Source organism: Streptomyces sp. NBC_00727 (assembly GCF_045161745.1).
In the GTDB taxonomy this organism is placed as follows: Bacteria; Actinomycetota; Actinomycetes; order Streptomycetales; family Streptomycetaceae; genus Streptomyces.
Genome location: NZ_CP108981.1, coordinates 4,309,746 through 4,327,656, shown reverse-complemented (window position 1 = coordinate 4,327,656; position 17,911 = coordinate 4,309,746). Strand labels below are relative to the sequence as shown.

Sequence of the window (17,911 nt, the reverse complement as noted above, 5' to 3'; positions counted from 1 at the left end):
TGAAGCCTCCAAGGTTATCTCCGTAGACCCAGATCCCCTGGATGCCCTGAACGCGGTCCCCGAAGTGGCCCATAACTTCGTCGATCATCGCCTTACCCCGCAGCGGCGAACCCTTGTCGGGATTGTTGTGCATCATCATGGTCAGAATGCCGTCACTATTACCGACTCACCTCCTATTGCGTGGGGCGCCATTCGGAATCGCCCACTTCGAGTAGCCGCCGGAGCCACCAGGATGCAGCAAATACTGCCACAGCAACCCAGGATCATACTGAGAGCGCGGCACGAGGTGCATCACACGCTGCCGCCCGCCAGCATTGGAGGCTGGCTCATGTCGCCAAGTCCAACCAGCGGGAGTTCGCCTGCCCGAATTGTCTGCTTCGAGATCAGCCGAACTGCAATTGCGAACGAGGACCGACCCCCGACCGACTTCGAAGATCCGCTAAAACGGCGGCTCGTCAACTGATCCCCGTTTTTCGTGCGAATGGCGCTCATCCTCCCGTCCGTCGGGGAGTGAATCGATAGGGGATTCCACCAACAGGCACCCTTCCCTCCAGGATGCCAACGCCTCGGAGGCCAAACTTCTATTCCGTTCGCTGGAGCTTTGCGCTAGAACGTTCTCCACCAAAGGAGTCAGCCCCTTGCGGTACATCGCCAGAGCCGGGGATTCCAGGAGCCGAATGGCCGCGACAACAGCCGCCTCAACCACTCTCGGATCAGAATCATCAAAGTAGGTGACGACGCCCGGAAAAGCTTCTGGGTAAATGCTCCTAATTTTCAGGAAGTCAGGAAATTGCTCGGTCGACGAATATTCCCCCCACTCTCGAATGCACTGCTCCCGCTCAGCACTGACATCGAAGGCCACCTCGGCCAACCAGGAGAGGAGCTTGCCTCGAAGCGGGAATTTCCCCTCATCCCATGCAGGAGTGAGTGCGGCTCGACTTTCGCGGTCGCCCAAGAGTGCGGCGACATACCTGAAAGCCGGTGCGGTCGCAGAGTAAACGACTCCGTCGTTGAGGAGAGCGTAGTACAGGTGATTGAGTGAACTCGTCACCTTGGAAAAGTCACCCGACGCCAAGTCGTGCAGCTTGGCCGGAGTATCCGGGAATGCCGACCCGTCGGCATTCCCGAGCTCAGCCCAGTCGGCGAGATCGATGATCGCGCATAGATTCAACTTATCGCCATTCATTTCTATACAGCCAGCATAGCGCCTGCAGGGAAGCGGCCAGGGCGCGGCAACTGGATCGCGCCCTGGCGAATGCGTCAGAAGGGTACCTCACTGAAGGCTTGCCCGAGCTGAGATCGAACCACTAGCGATGAGCTCCCCGGCAACATTCCTGCCACGTTTGGCGCGCAGAAACCGCATGGCCCACCAGGCTTTGAAACCATCAGCCGACCGGTCAAATGAAGTGACCCCTCAGGTCCCGACACTTCCGTTTTATGCCGCGAGGTCCAGCCGTTGATGGCAGCGGACCCTCGCCTGGTACGGCGTGATGTAGCCGATGGCCGAGTGGATCCGCTCCCGGTTGTAATGTTCCGCGATCCACCGGAAAACGTCCTGCCGAGCCTGCGCCCGGGTTTCCCAGGCGGTCGTACCGATCGCTGCTTTCAGGACGGCGAAGAAGCTCTCCGCGGCGGCGTTGTCGAAGCATGAGCCGGTGCGTCCGGCGCTCTGCCGAATGTCCAGCTCACCCAGCAGAGCGCGGAATTGATGGGACGTGTATTGCGACCCGCGATCCGAGTGAAAGATCGCGTTGCCTGCCGTGTGCCCGCCCGCATGGGCCATCCGGATGGCGTCCGCAACCAGCTCGGTGCGCATGTGGTCGGCCATCGACCAGTCCACGACCTCCCGCGTGCACAGATCGATCACCGTCGCCAGATACAGCCAGCCCTCCGCCGTCGGCAGGCAGGTGATGTCCCCGACGAATTTCAGGCCCGGCATCGGCGCGGTGAAGTCGCGCAGGATCAGGTCCGGTGCGGGCGGCGCCGTGTGGTCCTGCTTCGTCAGCGACCGCGACTTCCGTCGCGTTATCCCGGCGATCTCGCGCTCCCGCATGATCCGTGCGACGCGTTTGCGGTTCACCACGTGCCCCTGGTCCCGGAGTTTCCGGGTGATCCGCAGGGCCCCGTAGGCACCCCGGGAATCGGTGTGGATCTCCTGGATGCGGCGGGCCAGCCCCTCTTCCTCGTCGGCCTTCTCCTGCCGTGCCTCCTTGTTCTGGTGCCAGGTGTAGTAGCCGGAGCGGTCCCAGCCGAGAACATCACACATCCGCTTCACCCTGTGGGCGCCTCTGTGCTCGTCGACGAAACGGAAGCGGATCACCGTGTCGTCTCCCGCGCGAAATAGGCGGCGGCTTTCCGGAGGATCTCGTTGTCCTCCTTCAGCCGGGCGTTCTCCCGCCGCAAGCGCCTGAGCTCTTCTTTCGCGTCAGGGGTCATGCCGGCGTCACCCCCGCCGCCCGCTGCCTGGGCGCGGGTCCGGTCCTCCCGGACCCACTTGCGCAGGGTCTCCAGATGGATACCCAGGCCGTGGGCGATGTCGGTGAGGGAACGGTCTGGCGAGGAGCGCACCAGGTCCACCGCGTCCCGCTTGAACTCTTCGGGATAGTTCTTCCGCTTTGCCACCTTGGATCACTTCCCCTGGATGACGAAACATCCAGCGTCCAGGTGTCGGAATTTCGGGGGTCACTCCACCTTCGGCTGACACCCTCGCTGCCAACAGGCCGGCGGTCCGGCGCCGAGGCGCGCCCGGACCGCCGGTCCCACGTGACCGAGCCCACCCTTCGCCCCGTTCGTACTCCCGTCGAACTCCCGCAACAATGTTCCCGTGATCACTTCGCCGACCCGGAGCACGAACCGACGCGCCGAGCACGCCGCGACGCCGTACGTCGATCTGACCCGGGCGGAGTGGAGCGCGCTGCGCGACAGGACGCCGCTGCCGCTGACCGCCGAGGAGGTCGAGCGGCTGCGCGGGCTCGGGGACGTCATCGATCTCGACGAGGTGCGGGACGTCTACCTGCCGCTGTCGCGGCTGCTGAACCTGTACGTGCAGGCCACCTCCGGGCTGCGCGGCGCGCTGAACACCTTCCTCGGGGACGCGGGCAACGGGCAGGGCGCGCAGCGCGGCACGCCGTTCGTCATAGGGGTCGCGGGCAGTGTCGCCGTGGGCAAGTCCACCACCGCCCGTATCCTGCGGGCGCTGCTGGCCCGCTGGCCGGAGCACCCCCGGGTGGAGCTGGTGACCACGGACGGGTTCCTGCTGCCGATGAAGGAGCTCCACGCGCGCGGCCTGATGTCCCGCAAGGGATTCCCGGAGTCGTACGACCGGCGCGCCCTCACCCGTTTCGTCGCCGACATCAAGGCGGGCAAGGACGAGGTGACCGCGCCGGTCTACTCGCACCTGATCTACGACATCGTGCCCGGCGAGCGGCTCACCGTGCGGCGCCCGGACATCCTGATCGTCGAGGGGCTGAACGTCCTCCAGCCCGCCCTGCCCGGCAAGGACGGCCGCACCCGGGTCGGGCTCGCCGACTACTTCGACTTCAGCGTGTACGTGGACGCCAGGCCGGAGGACATCGAGACCTGGTACCTCAACCGCTTCCGGAAGCTGCGTGAGACGGCGTTCCAGGACCCGTCCTCGTACTTCCGCAAGTACACCCAGGTCTCCGAGGCCGAGGCGATGGAGTACGCGGCCACCATGTGGCGGACCGTCAACCGGCCGAACCTCGTGGAGAACGTGGCGCCGACCCGTGGACGTGCCACGCTGGTGCTGCGCAAGGGGCCCGACCACAAGGTCCAGCGGCTGTCACTGCGCAAGCTCTGATTCCGGAGGGGTCGCCGTGCTGCATCTGCGCCTGATCGTGCCCGCCGACCGCACGGACGAGGTGGTGAGCCTCCTGGAGCGGACGCCCGGCACCGCCCACCTCGCGGTGCTGCCGGGCGTCGCGCGCGACCCGGCCGGTGACGTGCTGCTGTGCGACGTGGCGCGCGAGGCTGGCGACGAGCTGATCGGGGCGCTGCGGCGGCTCGGGGTCGACCGGTTCGGGGCGATCACGGTGAACGGCCTGGACCTCACGCTCTCCGCGTGCGCCGAGAAGGCCGAGGAGGCCGCGCCCGGCGAGGGGGCGGACGCGGTGCTGTGGGAGGAGCTGTCCGAGGCGACCCACGAGGAGTCCACGTTCAGCGTCACCTACCTGGCGTTCCTCGCCGTCGCCACGATGCTCGCGGCCTGCGGTGTGATGCTCGACAACGCGATCCTCATCGTGGGCGCGATGGCGGTCGGGCCGGAGTTCGGGCCGCTGGCCGGGATCTCCACGGCCCTGGTGCAGCGCGCCCCGCGCCTGGTGTGGCGCTCGCTGTGGGCGCTGGTCGGCGGCTTCGCGGCGGCCATGGCGCTGACGGCCGGGTTCTCCTGGCTGATGGACCTCTTCGGGCTGTTCGACCAGGACATGATCGACGCCGAACGCCCCAACACCGCGTTCGTGTGGCAGCCGGACTGGCTGTCGTTCGTCGTGGCGTTCCTCGCCGGAATCGCGGGGACGCTCTCCCTGACCTCGGCGAAGTCCGGCGCGCTCATCGGGGTCGCCATCTCGGTGACGACCGTCCCGGCGGCCGCCAACGCGGCGGTGGCCTTCAGCTACGGCGACTACACCCAGATGTCCGGCTCCGCGCGCCAGCTCCTGGAGAACCTGGGCGGCATCGTCCTCGCGGGCACCCTGACGCTCATCGCGCAGAAGGCGCTGTGGCGCGCGGCCCAGCGCAGGCAGCGCGCCCAGGAGCCCCCGGCGGCGGCCGAAGGGGCGGGGTAGCGGGACCACCCCGCCCGACGACCTACCCCAGCGCCGACTTCACGACATCCGCCAGCCGGCCCGCCACCGCGCGCGCCTGCTCGATGTCCGCCGCCTCGACCATGACCCGTACCAGCGGCTCCGTGCCCGACGGGCGCAGCAGCACGCGGCCGGTGGCGCCCAGCTCGCGCTCGGCCTCCGTGACGGCGGCGGACACCTCCTGCGAGGTGTGCACGCGGGACTTGTCGACGTCCGGGACGTTGACGAGGACCTGCGGCAGGCGCTCCATGACCCCGGCCAGCTCCGCGAGCGAGCGGCCCGTCGCGGCGACCCGGGCCGCGAGCATCAGGCCGGTCAGCGTGCCGTCGCCGGTCGTGGCGTGGTCCAGGACGATGACGTGGCCGGACTGCTCGCCGCCCAGCGCGTAGCCCTCGGCCTTCATCGACTCCAGGACGTACCGGTCGCCGACGGCGGTCTGGACGAGCTGGATGCCCTCGCGCTCCATGGCGATCTTGAAGCCGAGGTTCGACATCACGGTGCCGACGACGGTGTCCCCGCGCAGCTGACCGGCCTCGCGCATGGCGAGGGCCAGTACGGCGAGGATCTGGTCGCCGTCGACCTCCTCGCCCGCCCCGTCCACGGCCAGGCAGCGGTCGGCGTCGCCGTCGTGCGCGATGCCCAGGTCCGCGCCGTGCTCGACGACGGCGGCGCGCAGGAGCGCCAGGTGCGTGGAGCCGCAGCCGTCGTTGATGTTCAGCCCGTCCGGCTCGGCGCCGATCGTGATGACCTCGGCCCCGGCGCGGGCGAACGCCTCGGGCGAGACGCGGGCGGCGGCGCCGTGGGCCTCGTCGAGGACGACCTTCAGGCCGTCGAGGCGGTTCGGCAGGACGCCGATGAGGTGGGCGACGTAGCGGTCGAAGCCCTCGGCGTAGTCGGTGACGCGGCCGACGCCGGCGCCGGTGGGGCGGGCCCACGGCTCTCCGGTGCGGTGCTGCTCGTACACCGTCTCGATGCGGTCCTCCAGCTCGTCGGCGAGCTTGTGGCCGCCGCGGGCGAAGAACTTGACACCGTTGTCCGGCATGGCGTTGTGGCTGGCCGAGAGCATGACCCCGATGTCGGCGCCCAGGGCGCCGGTGAGGTAGGCGACGGCCGGGGTCGGCAGCACGCCGACCCGCAGGACGTCGACGCCCGCGCTCGCGAGGCCGGCCACCACGGCGGCCTCCAGGAACTCTCCGGAGGCGCGCGGGTCGCGGCCCACCACGGCCGTCGGCCGATGGCCCTCGAAGGTGCCCGCCTCGGCCAGTACGTGCGCCGCGGCCACCGAGAGGCCGAGCGCGAGCTCGGCCGTCAGGTCCGCATTGGCGACGCCGCGCACGCCGTCCGTGCCGAAGAGTCGTCCCACTGGTGTCCTCCGAAAGTGCTCCGAAACGCAAAAGTCAGATCACGCAACCAACAAGCCTATGAACGCCTTATGCCGTTATATGCCCGAGGATGTCGATAAACGAACGCCCCGGCAGCACGAGGTGTGCCGCCGGGGCGAACGTGTAACGCGGATGAGCAGGCGGTTTAGCGCTTGCTGTACTGCGGGGCCTTGCGGGCCTTCTTGAGACCGGCCTTCTTGCGCTCGACCGCACGGTCGTCGCGGGAGAGGAAGCCGGCCTTCTTCAGCGTCGCGCGGTTGTTGTCCACGTCCGCCTCGTTCAGCGCGCGGGCCACGCCGAGGCGCAGGGCGCCGGCCTGACCCGAGACGCCGCCACCCGCGATGCGGGCGATGACGTCGTAACGGCCGTCGAGCTCGAGCACCTTGAAGGGCTCGTTGACTTCCTGCTGGTGCACCTTGTTCGGGAAGTAGCTCTCGAGGGTGCGCCCGTTGATCTTCCACTTGCCGGTGCCCGGAACGATCCGGACGCGGGCGATGGCGTTCTTGCGACGGCCAAGGCCGGCGGCGGGCTGCGGGTCGCCGAAGCGGCCGGCGAGCGACTCGGAGGTGTACTCACCCTCGACGGGGACCTCCGACTCGAAGGTGGTCACCTCGGCGTAGGTCTCCTCGCCCTCGGTGCCCTCGGCGGTCTCAACAGTGGTCTCGGCCACGATGCTCCTCAGATCTTTCTTTATGTCTTTGGGGGGAGGCCGGAACTACTGCGCGACCTGGGTGATCTCGTACGGGACCGGCTGCTGCGCAGCGTGCGGGTGCTGCTCGCCCGCGTAGACCTTCAGCTTCGAGATCATCTGGCGGCCCAGGGAGTTCTTGGGGATCATGCCCTTGATGGCCTTCTCGACGGCCTTCTCGGGGTTGTTCGCAAGGAGGTCGTCGTAGCGCACGGAGCGCAGACCGCCCGGGAACCCGGAGTGGCGGTAGGCCATCTTCTGGGTCCGCTTGTTGCCGGACAGGTGAACCTTGTCGGCGTTGATGATGATGACGAAGTCGCCCATGTCCATGTGGGGGGCGTAGATCGCCTTGTGCTTGCCTCGCAGGAGGTTCGCAGCCGTGGTGGCGAGACGGCCCAGGACGACGTCCCGTGCGTCAATGATGTGCCACTGGCGAGTCACATCGCCGGGCTTGGGGCTGTACGTACGCACTTCGTAGCCTTCGCTTCTTCAGTGGATGGGGTCCAGACACACGACACCTCTGAAGCGATCGTGCAGCTGGGGCGCACATTGCCGGGACGACGCCCGTATGCGAGCCACTGGTAACTGCTCCAGAGAACCTGCGCAAGGGCTCGGCGCGCCATGACGGCGCAGCCCAAACGCATAACAAACGTCGAGACTACCCGCCCGGTCCCGGGCGGGTCAAAACGCGCCCGCCGCTACCGCGCCCGCTCGACCCGCCGCTCGTCCCACACCGGCTCCGACGTCTCCCGTACGACCCCGTCCGAGCCGAAGACCAGGTACCGGTCGAAGCTCTTCGCGAACCACCGGTCGTGCGTCACCGCGAGCACCGTGCCCTCGTACGCCTCCAGACCGTCCTGCAGCGCCTCCGCCGACTCCAGGTCCAGGTTGTCCGTCGGCTCGTCGAGCAGCAGCGCGGTGGTGCCGGACAGCTCCAGGAGCAGGATCTGGAACCGGGCCTGCTGGCCGCCCGACAGCTTCTCGAACGCCTGGTCCCCCTGCCGCTCCAGCTCGTAACGGCGCAGCACGGACATCGCGCCGCCCCGGTCCTTCGCGTGCTCGGTCCACAGGATGTCGACGAGCGTGCGGCCCAGCAGCTCCGGGTGCGCGTGGGTCTGCGCGAAGTGGCCGGGGACGACCCGCGCACCGAGCTTCCACTCCCCCGTGTGCGCCACCGGCTCGCCGGCCAGCAGCCGCAGGAAGTGCGACTTGCCGGACCCGTTGGAGCCGAGGACCGCGACCCGTTCCCCGTAGAAGACCTCCAGGTCGAACGGTTTCATCAGGCCGGTCAGCTCCAGCCGTGCGCAGGTCACCGCCCGCACCCCGGTCCGGCCGCCGCGCAGCCGCATCCGGATGTCCTGCTCGCGCGGCGGCTCCGGCGGCGGGCCCGCCTCCTCGAACCTCCGGAACCGGGTCTGCATCGCGTGGTAGCGGCTCGCCATGTCGGGGCTGATCGCCGCCTGCTGGCGCAGCCGGTGCACGAGCGCCTTCAGCCGCTTGTACTCCTCCTCCCACCGGCGCAGCAGCTCCTCGAAGCGGGCGAACCGCTCCTTGCGGGCCTGGTGGTACGTGTCGAAGCCGCCACCGTGCACCCATACGTCGCTGCCGGCCGGGCCCGGCTCCACGCTGACGATCTTCTGCGCGGCCCGGGACAGCAGCTCCCGGTCGTGGGAGACGAAGAGAACCGTCTTACGGGTCTCCTTCAGCCGCTCCTCCAGCCACCGCTTGCCGGGGACGTCGAGGTAGTTGTCCGGCTCGTCGAGCAGCAGCACCTCGTCGGGACCGCGCAGCAGGGCCTCCAGGACCAGCCGCTTCTGCTCACCACCGGAGAGCGTGCGCACCTCGCGCCACTGCGCCTTCTCGTACGGGACGCCGAGCGCGGCCGTCGTGCACATGTCCCAGAGCGTCTCGGCCTCGTACCCCCGCGCCTCCGCCCAGTCGCTCAGCGCCTGCGCGTACGCCATCTGCGCGGCCTCGTCGTCCACGGTGAGGATGCGCTCCTCGGCCCGGTCGACGGCGCGCGCGGCCTCCTGGATGCGGGGCTGCGCCACGGAGACCAGCAGGTCGCGGACCGTGCGCTCGTCGCGCACCGAGCCGACGAACTGCCGCATCACGCCGAGCCCGCCGCTCACGGACACCGAGCCGCCGTGCGGCTGGAGCTCCCCGGCGAGCAGCCGCAGCAACGTGGTCTTGCCGGCGCCGTTCGCCCCGACGAGAGCGACCACGGCACCGTCGGCCACCCGGAACGAGGCATCGCCAAGCAGCACCCGCCCGTCCGGAAGGTAGTACTCAAGGTGGCCTGCTTCGAGATGTCCCATGCACAGCATTGTCACGGGCGGCGGAGGGTTGACCCAACCGGATTACGGTCCGTCTAGGATGCGCGGCATGAGCTTTGGGCAAGGGGGGCCTTCCTGGGGGCCCGAAGGACCGGGGAACGGCGGAACTCCCGACTGGGAGGCGATGGCCGAGGCGTCCGCGTCCCGCGCCAGGCGCAGGAAGTGGCTGATGATCGGCGGCGGCGCGCTCGCCACCGCGGCGGTCGCGGCGATCGTGGCGACGGCGGTGATCAGTGCCAACGGCCACGAATCCGACGCCACCGCCGGGAAGCACGCGAGCGAGCTGCCCACGGCGAATGACCTGCCCAGCGAGACCTCCGCGCCCGAGCCCTCCTTCTCCTCGGTGGCGCCGCCGCCCCCGCCGGACCCCAGGGACTACATAGCCGACGCCAAAAAGGACCGGCTGCCGGTCGGCGTCGAGGCGTTCTTCCCCGGCGACAAGCTGGTCTCGGGCGGCCACACGTACGCCAGGGGCGCGACCCACCGCACCACCGGCTGCGCCTCGGCCACCCAGGGCGCGCTGGGCTCCATCCTCACCGGCAACGGCTGCGACCAGGTCATCCGGGCCACCTACAGCCGGGACGGCGTGGCGGTCACCGTCGGCATCGCGGTCTTCGAGACCGAGGCCCAGGCCAAGAAGACCGCCCAGCAGGCCAGCGGCGGCCTCGCCTCGCTCAGCGGGTCCGGCGTCCCGGTCTTCTGCCGCGACGGCGCGATCTGCCGCCGCACCGCGAACTCGTACGGCCGGTACGCGTACTTCACGGTCGGCGGCTTCACGAACGGCAAGAACGTCACCAAGGCCGACAAGAACGTGTTCACCACCGGCGACGACCTCACGGACTACACGTTCCGCCAGATCCGCCACCGCGGCGAGGTCCAGGCATCGGCCGCCGCGAACCTCACCACCACGTAGCGCCTAGCAGCACCCCGTCCCCGGCAGCGACCGCACGTTCCGGGCCTCCACCGCACGCGCCGCCAGCAGGTCGTCCGCCGGGTACGCGACCTCCTCCAGCGTCAGCCCGTGCGGGCGCACCACGTGCACCCCGGGGTCGCGCACCCCGGCCGCCAGCACCTCGGCCGGCCACGGGTCGGGGCGCCGCCCGTCGCCGACGAACAGCATCGCGCCCACCAGGGCCCGCACCATGTTGTGGCAGAAGGCGTCCGCCTGCACGGTCCCGGTGATGATCCCGGTCGCCGCGTCGCGCACCCAGTGCAGCTTCTGGAGCGTCCGGATGGTCGTCGCGCCCTCGCGCTTCTTGCAGTACGCGGCGAAGTCGTGCTCCCCGGTCATCCGGGCCGCGGCGGCGTTCATCGCGGTCACGTCCAGCGGCCGGTCGTGCCAGAGCACGTGCCCCCGGACCAGGGGGTCGACGCCGCCCGGGCGGTCGGCGACGCGGTACGCGTACCGGCGCCACAGGGCGGAGAACCGGGCGTTGAACCCGGGCGGCGCCTCCTTGACCCGCCAGACCCGCACATCGGGCGCCATCCGCCCGGCCAGCCGCCGCAGCAGCTTCTCCTCGTGCTCGGCCCACACCTCGGCCGGCAGGTCGACATGGGCGACCTGGCCACGGGCGTGCACCCCGGCGTCGGTGCGCCCGGCCACCGTCAGGTCGTACGTGCGCGAGGAGCGGGTCACGGTCCGCAGCGCATCCTCGATCTCACCCTGGACCGTCCGCCGGGCGGTCTGCTTCGCCCAGCCCGAGAAGTCCTTGCCGTCATAGGCCAGGTCCAGCCGCACCCGTACGAAGCCGGGCTCCACCTCGTCACTCACCAGCGCATCCTCTCAAGATCCCGCACAGCCGAACGGGCCCGCACCTCCCCGGAGGGTGGTGCGGACCCGTTCAGTGGTTCCGGAACGCTCAGGCGTCCTGCGCGTCCTCGACGGACTCGACCGGGGTCTCGTCCTTCTTGGCCGCGTCTTCCTTGACCGCACGCTTGGTGGCGGCCTCGGCCTCACCGGTGGCCTGCTGCGCCACGGTCAGCGCCTCGACCAGCTCGATGACGGCCATCGGGGCGTTGTCGCCACGACGGTTGCCGATCTTGGTGATGCGGGTGTAACCACCGGGGCGGTTCTCGTACCGCGGGGCGATCTCGGTGAAGAGCGTGTGGACGATGCCCTTGTCCGTGATCGACTGCAGCACCAGGCGACGGTTGTGGATGTCGCCCTTCTTCGCCTTGGTGATGAAACGCTCCGCGACCGGACGCAGGCGGCGGGCCTTGGCCTCGGTCGTGGTGATGCGGCCGTGCTCGAACAGCGACTTCGCGAGGTTGTTGAGAAGAAGCTTCTCGTGCGCGGCGCTGCCGCCCAGACGGGCACCCTTGGCGGGCTTCGGCATGGGTTTTCTCCTTGTGTGCTGCACCGGCCGTATCAGGTACCGATGTCAGTTCCCACCCGGCGGCCGCCGGGCGGAAGTGTGTGTGCTGTCGCCGGACCGACTCTCGCAAGTCGGATCCGCACTCAAAATCCGGGCATCAGCCCGAAAATCAAGGGCGTCCGCACTGGACATCGGGCCTCAGCCCGAAATTCGAGCCCGTCCGGCGATTGAGGACAGCGCCTCAGCCGAAGCAGACCAAGCCCGTCCGGCGATTGAGGACAAAAGCCCTCGCCCGGACCGGGGCACCCACCCGGGCACCCCAGCCGGGAGGCGTACTAGTACTGCTCGGTCTCCACGAACCCGGCGTCCGCGTCGTCATCGGCGCCGAAGGCGTCGGCGGCGGCGGTCGGGTCGAAGCCGGGAGGCGAGTCCTTCAGCGCCAGGCCCATACCGGCCAGCTTCGCCTTGACCTCGTCGATCGACTTCGCACCGAAGTTGCGGATGTCGAGCAGGTCCGCCTCGGAGCGGGCCACCAGCTCGCCCACCGAGTGGATGCCCTCGCGCTTGAGGCAGTTGTACGAGCGGACCGTGAGCTCCAGCTCCTCGATCGGCAGCGCCAGGTCCGCCGCGAGCGCGGCGTCCGTCGGCGACGGGCCCATGTCGATGCCCTCGGCGTCGATGTTGAGCTCGCGCGCCAGACCGAACAGCTCGACCAGGGTCTTACCGGCCGACGCCATGGCGTCACGCGGACGCATGGCCTGCTTGGTCTCGACGTCGACGATCAGCTTGTCGAAGTCGGTGCGCTGCTCGACACGGGTCGCCTCGACCTTGTACGTGACCTTGAGCACCGGCGAGTAGATGGAGTCGACCGGGATACGGCCGATCTCCTGGCCCACCTGCTTGTTCTGGACGGCGGAGACGTAGCCGCGACCGCGCTCGACGGTCAGCTCCATCTCCAGCTTGCCCTTGCCGTTCAGCGTGGCGAGGACCAGGTCCGGGTTGTGCACCTCGACACCGGCCGGCGGGGCGATGTCCGCGGCGGTGACCAGGCCGGGGCCCTGCTTGCGCAGGTACATCACGACGGGCTCGTCGTGCTCCGAGGAGACGACCAGCTGCTTGATGTTGAGGATGAGGTCGGTCACGTCCTCCTTGACGCCCGGCACGGTGGTGAACTCGTGCAGGACACCGTCGATGCGGATGCTGGTGACAGCGGCACCCGGGATCGAGGAGAGGAGCGTGCGGCGCAGGGAGTTGCCGAGCGTGTAGCCGAAGCCGGGCTCCAGCGGCTCGATGACGAACCGGGAGCGGAACTCGTCGACGACCTCTTCGGTCAGCGACGGACGCTGAGCGATAAGCATGCTGTGGTCCTTCGGTCGTGGGCACCCACTATTTGATGCCCGACAGATGTAACAAGGGTACGGGCGGTACGCCTCGGAAGAGGTGTACCGCCCGGACCCGGCGCTACTGGCGCACGGCCGTCACCGGCCGTGACGGCTCAGACGCGGCGACGCTTCGGCGGACGGCAGCCGTTGTGCGGCGTCGGGGTGACGTCCTGGATCGAACCGACCTCGAGGCCCGTGGCCTGGAGGGAGCGGATCGCAGTCTCGCGGCCGGAGCCCGGACCCTTCACGAAGACGTCGACCTTGCGCATGCCGTGCTCCTGCGCGCGGCGGGCGGCCGACTCGGCGGCCATCTGCGCGGCGAAGGGGGTGGACTTGCGCGAGCCCTTGAAGCCGACGTGGCCGGCGGAGGCCCAGGAGATCACGTTGCCCGTGGGGTCCGTGATCGACACGATCGTGTTGTTGAACGTGCTCTTGATGTGCGCGTGGCCGTGAGCGACGTTCTTCTTTTCCTTGCGACGCACCTTCTTGGCTGCGCCCTGACGACCCTTGGGGGGCATGTCTTGACTCCAGATGGAGAGGGGAGGTGATCGGTCCTACAGCGAAGACCGCTGGTTTCCGCGAACGTCCGGTGGCCCGGACACCCGCAGTGCGTCCGCTGAGGACTACTTCTTGCCCGGCTTCTTCTTGCCGGCGATCGCGCGACGCGGACCCTTACGGGTACGGGCGTTGGTGCTGGTGCGCTGGCCGTGGACCGGCAGACCACGACGGTGGCGGATGCCCTGGTAGCAGCCGATCTCGACCTTGCGGCGGATGTCGGCCTGGATCTCGCGGCGGAGGTCACCCTCGGTGCGGAGGTTGGCGTCCACGTACTCGCGGATCTTGACCAGGTCCTCTTCGGCCAGGTCGCGAACGCGGGTGTTCGGGTTCACGCCGGTGGTGGCGAGGATCTCCTTGGACCGGGTGCGCCCGATACCGAAGACGTAGGTGAGGGCAACCTCCACGCGCTTTTCGCGCGGGATGTCAACACCTGAAACGCGTGCCATTCAATGGCTCCAGTTGTTAAGTCGGGGGTCTTCCGCAGAACCACTCCCGGCCGCCGACCCCTCGCTGGGAGGGGTGGTACGTCCGGGTCCCCGGCCCCCGCCGGAGGTGTCGTCAGCCGTGGCTTGGACGGGCTCTGCGTATGTACGTGTTACGTGCGTCGCGCGAAGAACTGCGAGATGCAGGGGGTCGTGCGTCAGCCCTGGCGCTGCTTGTGGCGCAGGTTGTCGCAGATGACCATGACCCGGCCGTGACGGCGGATCACCTTGCACTTGTCGCAGATCTTCTTGACGCTCGGCTTGACCTTCATGGGATGTCAGGTTCTCCGGGTCAGTGCCAACGCCACGCCGAGGCGGGCGGCGGCAAGATCTACTTGTAGCGGTAGACGATCCGGCCACGCGTCAGGTCGTACGGAGACAGCTCCACGACGACCCGGTCGTCCGGGAGGATTCGGATGTAGTGCATCCGCATCTTGCCGGAGATGTGCGCGAGGACCTTGTGACCGTTCTGGAGCTCCACCCTGAACATCGCGTTCGGGAGGGACTCGATCACGGTGCCCTCAATTTCGATGGCACCTTGCTTCTTGGCCACGCTTCGCCTTTCGAATCGGCTACCTTGATCGTCTCTCGCTCCGCCGCGTGCGGACACACGGATGCACGAGAGCCGACGAGTCAGTCTACGTCAGCGGACTCCCAAAGGCGAATCCGTCAAGTTTGCCCATCCCGGGAGATCCTTAGACCTCGGGGAGGCCGTCAATCATCCCAGGGGATCGGGCGCCGCCTCGACCCCGGCCCCACCTCCACGCAGCCCTCGCGGGCTCGGCGCCGGGGCGCCTCACAGGCTTCGGCCTGCTGCACCGGACTCCGTCCGGTGGTCGAGCATCACCCCAACGGGTCGGGCGCCGCCTCCACCCCGTACTGCGCCAGCTTCTCGCGGCCGCAGTCCGGAGCGGTGAGGACCAGCGGGCCCTGCTCCGTGAGGGCGATGGAGTGCTCCCAGTGCGAGGACCAGGTGCCGTCGGTGGTGATGACGGTCCACTCGTCCTCCAGCACCTCGGTGTGCGGAGTGCCCAGCGAGACCATCGGCTCGATGGCCAGGCAGAGGCCCGGGACCAGCTTGACGCCCTTGCCGCGCTTGCGGGAGACGTAGTTCAGCAGGTGCGGGTCCATGTGCATCTCGGTGCCGATGCCGTGCCCGCCGTAGTCCTCGATGATCCCGTACTTGCCGGTGGCGGGGCGGGGCTGGCGGCGGATGTAGGACTCGATGGCCTTGGAGATGTCGACGAGGCGGTTGTTGACCTTCATCGCGGCGATGCCGGCCCACATCGACTCCTCGGTCACCCGGGACAGCTCGATCAGCTCCGGAGCGTGCCCCGTACCGACGAAGGCGGTGTACGCGGCGTCGCCGTGCCAGCCGTCGACGATCGCGCCGGCGTCGATGGAGATGATGTCGCCGTCCTTGAGGACCGTTTTGTCGTCCGGGATGCCGTGGACGACGACCTCGTTGACCGAGGTGCAGATGGTCGCGGGGAAGCCGCCGTACCCGAGGAAGTTCGACTTCGCCCCGTGGTCCGCGATCACCTTGCGGGCGACCTGGTCCAGGTCGCGCGTGGTGGCGCCGGGCACCGCCGCCTCACGGGTGGCCGCGTGGATGGCAGCGACCACCAGCCCCGCCTCGCGCATCTTCGCGATCTGCTCGGGGGTCTTGATCTGCACCATGCTGCGGCGCCTTTCCGGTAGGGACGGTGACGGGGGCGGGGTGTTCCACGATACGCGGCCACAAGCAGTCGGCCGCGGCGTCCGAGGACGCCGCGGCCGGCTTGTACTGCGCGTACTACAGGGGTGGGGACGCTCAGCCCTCCGTGGGCTTCTTCAGCGCCTCCATGGCCCGGTCGGTCACGTCGGTGACCTTGCCGAGCGCGGAGATGGTGACCACCAGGTCCTGTGCCCGGTAGTAGTCGATGATCGGCTCGGTCTGCGTGTGGTAGACCTCCAGCCGGGTACGCACCGTCTCCTCGCTGTCGTCCTCGCGCTGGTACAGCTCGCCGCCGCAGGTGTCGCAGACACCCTCGGTCTTCGGCGGGTTGTACGTGGCGTGGAAGACGTGCGCGCTGTCGTTGCGGCAGATGCGGCGACCCGCGATCCGCTTCACGACCTCGTCCTCGGGGACCTCCAGGTCGAGCACGGCGTCCAGCTTCACGCCCTCGTCACTGAGCATCACGTCCAGGGCCTCGGCCTGACCCACGTTGCGCGGGAAGCCGTCGAGCAGGAAGCCGTTGACCGCGTCCGGCTGGGACATGCGGTCCTTGGCCATTCCGATCGTCACCTCGTCCGGCACCAGCTGCCCCGCGTCCATGAAGGCGCGGGCCTGCTTGCCAAGGTCAGTGCCCTGGCTGATGTTGGCGCGGAAGAGGTCGCCCGTGGAGATGTGCGGAATCGACAGGTTCTTGGCAAGGTACGCAGCCTGCGTTCCCTTGCCGGCACCCGGCGGGCCGACGAGGACGATTCGCATCAGCGGAGGAACCCTTCGTAATTGCGCTGCTGGAGCTGACTCTCGATCTGCTTCACGGTCTCCAGACCCACACCCACGATGATGAGGATGCTCGTCCCGCCGAACGGGAAGTTCTGGTTAACACCGCCACCGAAACCTGCCAACGCCATCGTCGGCACCAGAGCGATCAGACCCAGGTACAGCGAGCCCGGCCAAGTGATCCTGTTGAGCACGTAGCTCAGGTACTCGGCAGTAGGCCGACCAGCCCGGATACCCGGGATGAAGCCACCATACTTCTTCATGTTGTCGGCCACTTCCTCGGGGTTGAACGAAATCGCCACATAGAAGAAGGCGAAGAAGACGATCAGGAGGAAGTAGGCGGTGAGGTAGTACGGGTGGGTGCCCTTGACGAAGTGGTCCTGGACCCAGAGCGCCCAGCCGGACTTCGAGTTGGAGAACTGGACGATCAGGGCCGGGATGTAGAGCAGCGAAGAAGCGAAGATGACGGGGATCACACCCGCCTGGTTCACCTTCAGCGGGATGTAGGTGGACGTGCCACCGTACGAACGGCGTCCGATCATGCGCTTCGCGTACTGCACCGGGATACGGCGCTGGGCCTGCTCGACGAAGACGACGAGGCCCACCATCACGAAGCCGACCAGGATCACGGTGAAGAACTCGATCCAGCCGTCCGCGAGCTTGCCGCTGGTCTTGATGGCCCACAGGGCGCCGGGGAAGCTGGCGGCGATCGAGATGAACATCAGGATCGACATGCCGTTGCCGATGCCGCGGTCGGTGATGAGCTCACCGAGCCACATGACGGCGGCGGTGCCGGCGGTCATCGTGACGACCATGACGATGGTGGTGAACATCGACTGGTTCGGGACGATCTGGTCGGCGACCGGGCAGCCGCTGAACAGCGCACCGCTGCGGGCGGTGGCCACCAGGCCGGTGCCCTGGAGGATCGCGAGCGCGACCGTCAGATAACGCGTGTACTGCGTGATCTTGGCCTGCCCGGACGACCCCTCCTTCTTGAGCGCCTCGAGTCGGGGGATGACCACGGTCAGCAGCTGGAGAATGATGCTGGCCGTGATGTACGGCATGATGCCGAGCGCGAAGATCGTGATCTGCAGCAGCGCACCACCGCTGAACATGTTCACCAGGCCGAAGAGGCTGTTGTTGCCCTTGCTTGCCTGATCAACACAGGTCTGGACGTTCTCGTAGCTCACGCCCGGTACCGGGATGTGGGCCCCGAGCCGGTAGAGCACGATGATGCCGAGAGTGAAGAGCAGCTTCTTGCGCAGGTCGGGCGTCTTGAACGCCCGGGCGAAGCCGGTGAGCACGGTGCCTCCTGCGACCCCCGCGCAGAGCGTAGAGGTGACGGTCTTGAGGATCGACGGATACGTAACAGTCAAAGGGCCCCGGGACGCGTGCGCCCAGGGGATACCACAGCAACGGACGCCACCTTACCGGCGTACATGCCCCCCTAGGAA

Annotated in this window: 20 protein-coding genes; 3 read left to right on the top strand and 17 right to left on the bottom strand. The window is 68.3% G+C overall.

What is annotated here, in order from left to right:
* Positions 1–439 precede the first annotated feature (439 nt).
* The 3 genes from OG242_RS19675 to OG242_RS19665 all read right to left on the bottom strand — a co-directional run bounded on the left by OG242_RS19675 (position 440) and on the right by OG242_RS19665 (position 2,622).
* Positions 440–1,186 carry a hypothetical protein gene (locus tag OG242_RS19675; protein ID WP_405899400.1) on the bottom strand — a complete coding sequence of 249 codons (747 nt, stop codon included), beginning with the start codon at positions 1,184–1,186 and terminating at the stop codon, positions 440–442.
* 249 nt (positions 1,187–1,435) lie between these two features.
* Positions 1,436–2,320 carry an IS3 family transposase gene (locus tag OG242_RS19670; protein ID WP_405898614.1) on the bottom strand — a complete coding sequence of 295 codons (885 nt, stop codon included), beginning with the start codon at positions 2,318–2,320 and terminating at the stop codon, positions 1,436–1,438.
* The gene (locus OG242_RS19665) at positions 2,317–2,622 is read right to left on the bottom strand and encodes a transposase (RefSeq protein ID WP_405898613.1); all 306 of its coding nucleotides are present in this window, start codon (positions 2,620–2,622) and stop codon (positions 2,317–2,319) included. Before OG242_RS19665 ends, OG242_RS19670 begins: the two co-directional genes overlap by 4 nt.
* 202 nt (positions 2,623–2,824) lie before the next feature.
* On the opposite strand from OG242_RS19665, the gene coaA reads away from it, so the two are divergent.
* Both coaA and OG242_RS19655 read left to right on the top strand, forming a co-directional pair.
* The gene (coaA, locus tag OG242_RS19660) at positions 2,825–3,820 is read left to right on the top strand and encodes a type I pantothenate kinase (RefSeq protein WP_405899399.1); all 996 of its coding nucleotides are present in this window, start codon (positions 2,825–2,827) and stop codon (positions 3,818–3,820) included.
* Positions 3,821–3,836: 16 nt separating this feature from the next.
* Positions 3,837–4,805, top strand: coding sequence for a DUF389 domain-containing protein (locus OG242_RS19655; RefSeq protein ID WP_405899398.1), 969 nt, complete (start codon positions 3,837–3,839; stop codon positions 4,803–4,805).
* Positions 4,806–4,827: 22 nt separating this feature from the next.
* Here the strand turns inward: OG242_RS19655 and glmM are convergent, their stop codons facing one another.
* From glmM to OG242_RS19635, 4 genes are all read right to left on the bottom strand, one after another.
* Positions 4,828–6,186 (bottom strand): phosphoglucosamine mutase, encoded by a 1,359-nt coding sequence (gene glmM / locus OG242_RS19650; RefSeq protein WP_405899397.1) that lies wholly within the window; start codon positions 6,184–6,186, stop codon positions 4,828–4,830.
* A 164-nt stretch (positions 6,187–6,350) separates the two neighbouring features.
* Positions 6,351–6,875, bottom strand: a complete 525-nt coding sequence (rpsI, locus tag OG242_RS19645; RefSeq protein WP_018519279.1) for a 30S ribosomal protein S9 — start codon at positions 6,873–6,875, stop codon at positions 6,351–6,353.
* A 45-nt stretch (positions 6,876–6,920) separates the two neighbouring features.
* Complete coding sequence (gene rplM / locus OG242_RS19640) at positions 6,921–7,364, bottom strand: 50S ribosomal protein L13 (protein WP_405899396.1); 444 nt, start codon at positions 7,362–7,364, stop codon at positions 6,921–6,923.
* A 227-nt stretch (positions 7,365–7,591) separates the two neighbouring features.
* Positions 7,592–9,220, bottom strand: a complete 1,629-nt coding sequence (locus OG242_RS19635) for an ABC-F family ATP-binding cassette domain-containing protein (RefSeq protein WP_405901661.1) — start codon at positions 9,218–9,220, stop codon at positions 7,592–7,594.
* 58 nt (positions 9,221–9,278) lie between these two features.
* Here OG242_RS19635 and OG242_RS19630 point away from each other — a divergent pair, with 58 nt between their 5' ends.
* On the top strand, positions 9,279–10,142 hold the full coding sequence (locus OG242_RS19630; protein ID WP_405899395.1) for a hypothetical protein: 864 nt from the start codon (positions 9,279–9,281) through the stop codon (positions 10,140–10,142).
* Between the two features lie 3 nt (positions 10,143–10,145).
* On the opposite strand, the gene truA is transcribed toward OG242_RS19630, so the two are convergent.
* From truA to secY, 10 genes are all read right to left on the bottom strand, one after another.
* Positions 10,146–11,000, bottom strand: a complete 855-nt coding sequence (gene truA, locus OG242_RS19625; RefSeq protein WP_405899394.1) for a tRNA pseudouridine(38-40) synthase TruA — start codon at positions 10,998–11,000, stop codon at positions 10,146–10,148.
* An 88-nt stretch (positions 11,001–11,088) separates the two neighbouring features.
* The gene (rplQ, locus tag OG242_RS19620; protein WP_328901794.1) at positions 11,089–11,565 is read right to left on the bottom strand and encodes a 50S ribosomal protein L17; all 477 of its coding nucleotides are present in this window, start codon (positions 11,563–11,565) and stop codon (positions 11,089–11,091) included.
* 314 nt (positions 11,566–11,879) lie between these two features.
* Positions 11,880–12,902: a DNA-directed RNA polymerase subunit alpha gene (locus tag OG242_RS19615; RefSeq protein ID WP_003966937.1), complete on the bottom strand. Its 1,023-nt coding sequence runs from the start codon at positions 12,900–12,902 to the stop codon at positions 11,880–11,882.
* A 137-nt stretch (positions 12,903–13,039) separates the two neighbouring features.
* On the bottom strand, positions 13,040–13,444 hold the full coding sequence (gene rpsK / locus OG242_RS19610; protein WP_003948617.1) for a 30S ribosomal protein S11: 405 nt from the start codon (positions 13,442–13,444) through the stop codon (positions 13,040–13,042).
* A 105-nt stretch (positions 13,445–13,549) separates the two neighbouring features.
* The gene (gene rpsM / locus OG242_RS19605; protein ID WP_018490826.1) at positions 13,550–13,930 is read right to left on the bottom strand and encodes a 30S ribosomal protein S13; all 381 of its coding nucleotides are present in this window, start codon (positions 13,928–13,930) and stop codon (positions 13,550–13,552) included.
* 194 nt (positions 13,931–14,124) lie between these two features.
* Positions 14,125–14,238, bottom strand: a complete 114-nt coding sequence (gene rpmJ / locus OG242_RS19600) for a 50S ribosomal protein L36 (RefSeq protein WP_003956441.1) — start codon at positions 14,236–14,238, stop codon at positions 14,125–14,127.
* Positions 14,239–14,297: 59 nt separating this feature from the next.
* Entirely contained in the window at positions 14,298–14,519 is a 222-nt protein-coding gene (gene infA / locus OG242_RS19595) for a translation initiation factor IF-1 (RefSeq protein ID WP_014047798.1), read from the bottom strand.
* Positions 14,520–14,809: 290 nt separating this feature from the next.
* Positions 14,810–15,646 (bottom strand): type I methionyl aminopeptidase, encoded by an 837-nt coding sequence (map, locus tag OG242_RS19590; RefSeq protein ID WP_164399962.1) that lies wholly within the window; start codon positions 15,644–15,646, stop codon positions 14,810–14,812.
* A gap of 133 nt (positions 15,647–15,779) precedes the next feature.
* Positions 15,780–16,439, bottom strand: a complete 660-nt coding sequence (locus OG242_RS19585) for an adenylate kinase (RefSeq protein ID WP_405899393.1) — start codon at positions 16,437–16,439, stop codon at positions 15,780–15,782.
* Positions 16,439–17,761 carry a preprotein translocase subunit SecY gene (gene secY / locus OG242_RS19580; RefSeq protein WP_405899392.1) on the bottom strand — a complete coding sequence of 441 codons (1,323 nt, stop codon included), beginning with the start codon at positions 17,759–17,761 and terminating at the stop codon, positions 16,439–16,441. The genes OG242_RS19585 and secY overlap by 1 nt, the downstream gene beginning before the upstream one ends.
* Positions 17,762–17,911: the final 150 nt, after the last annotated feature.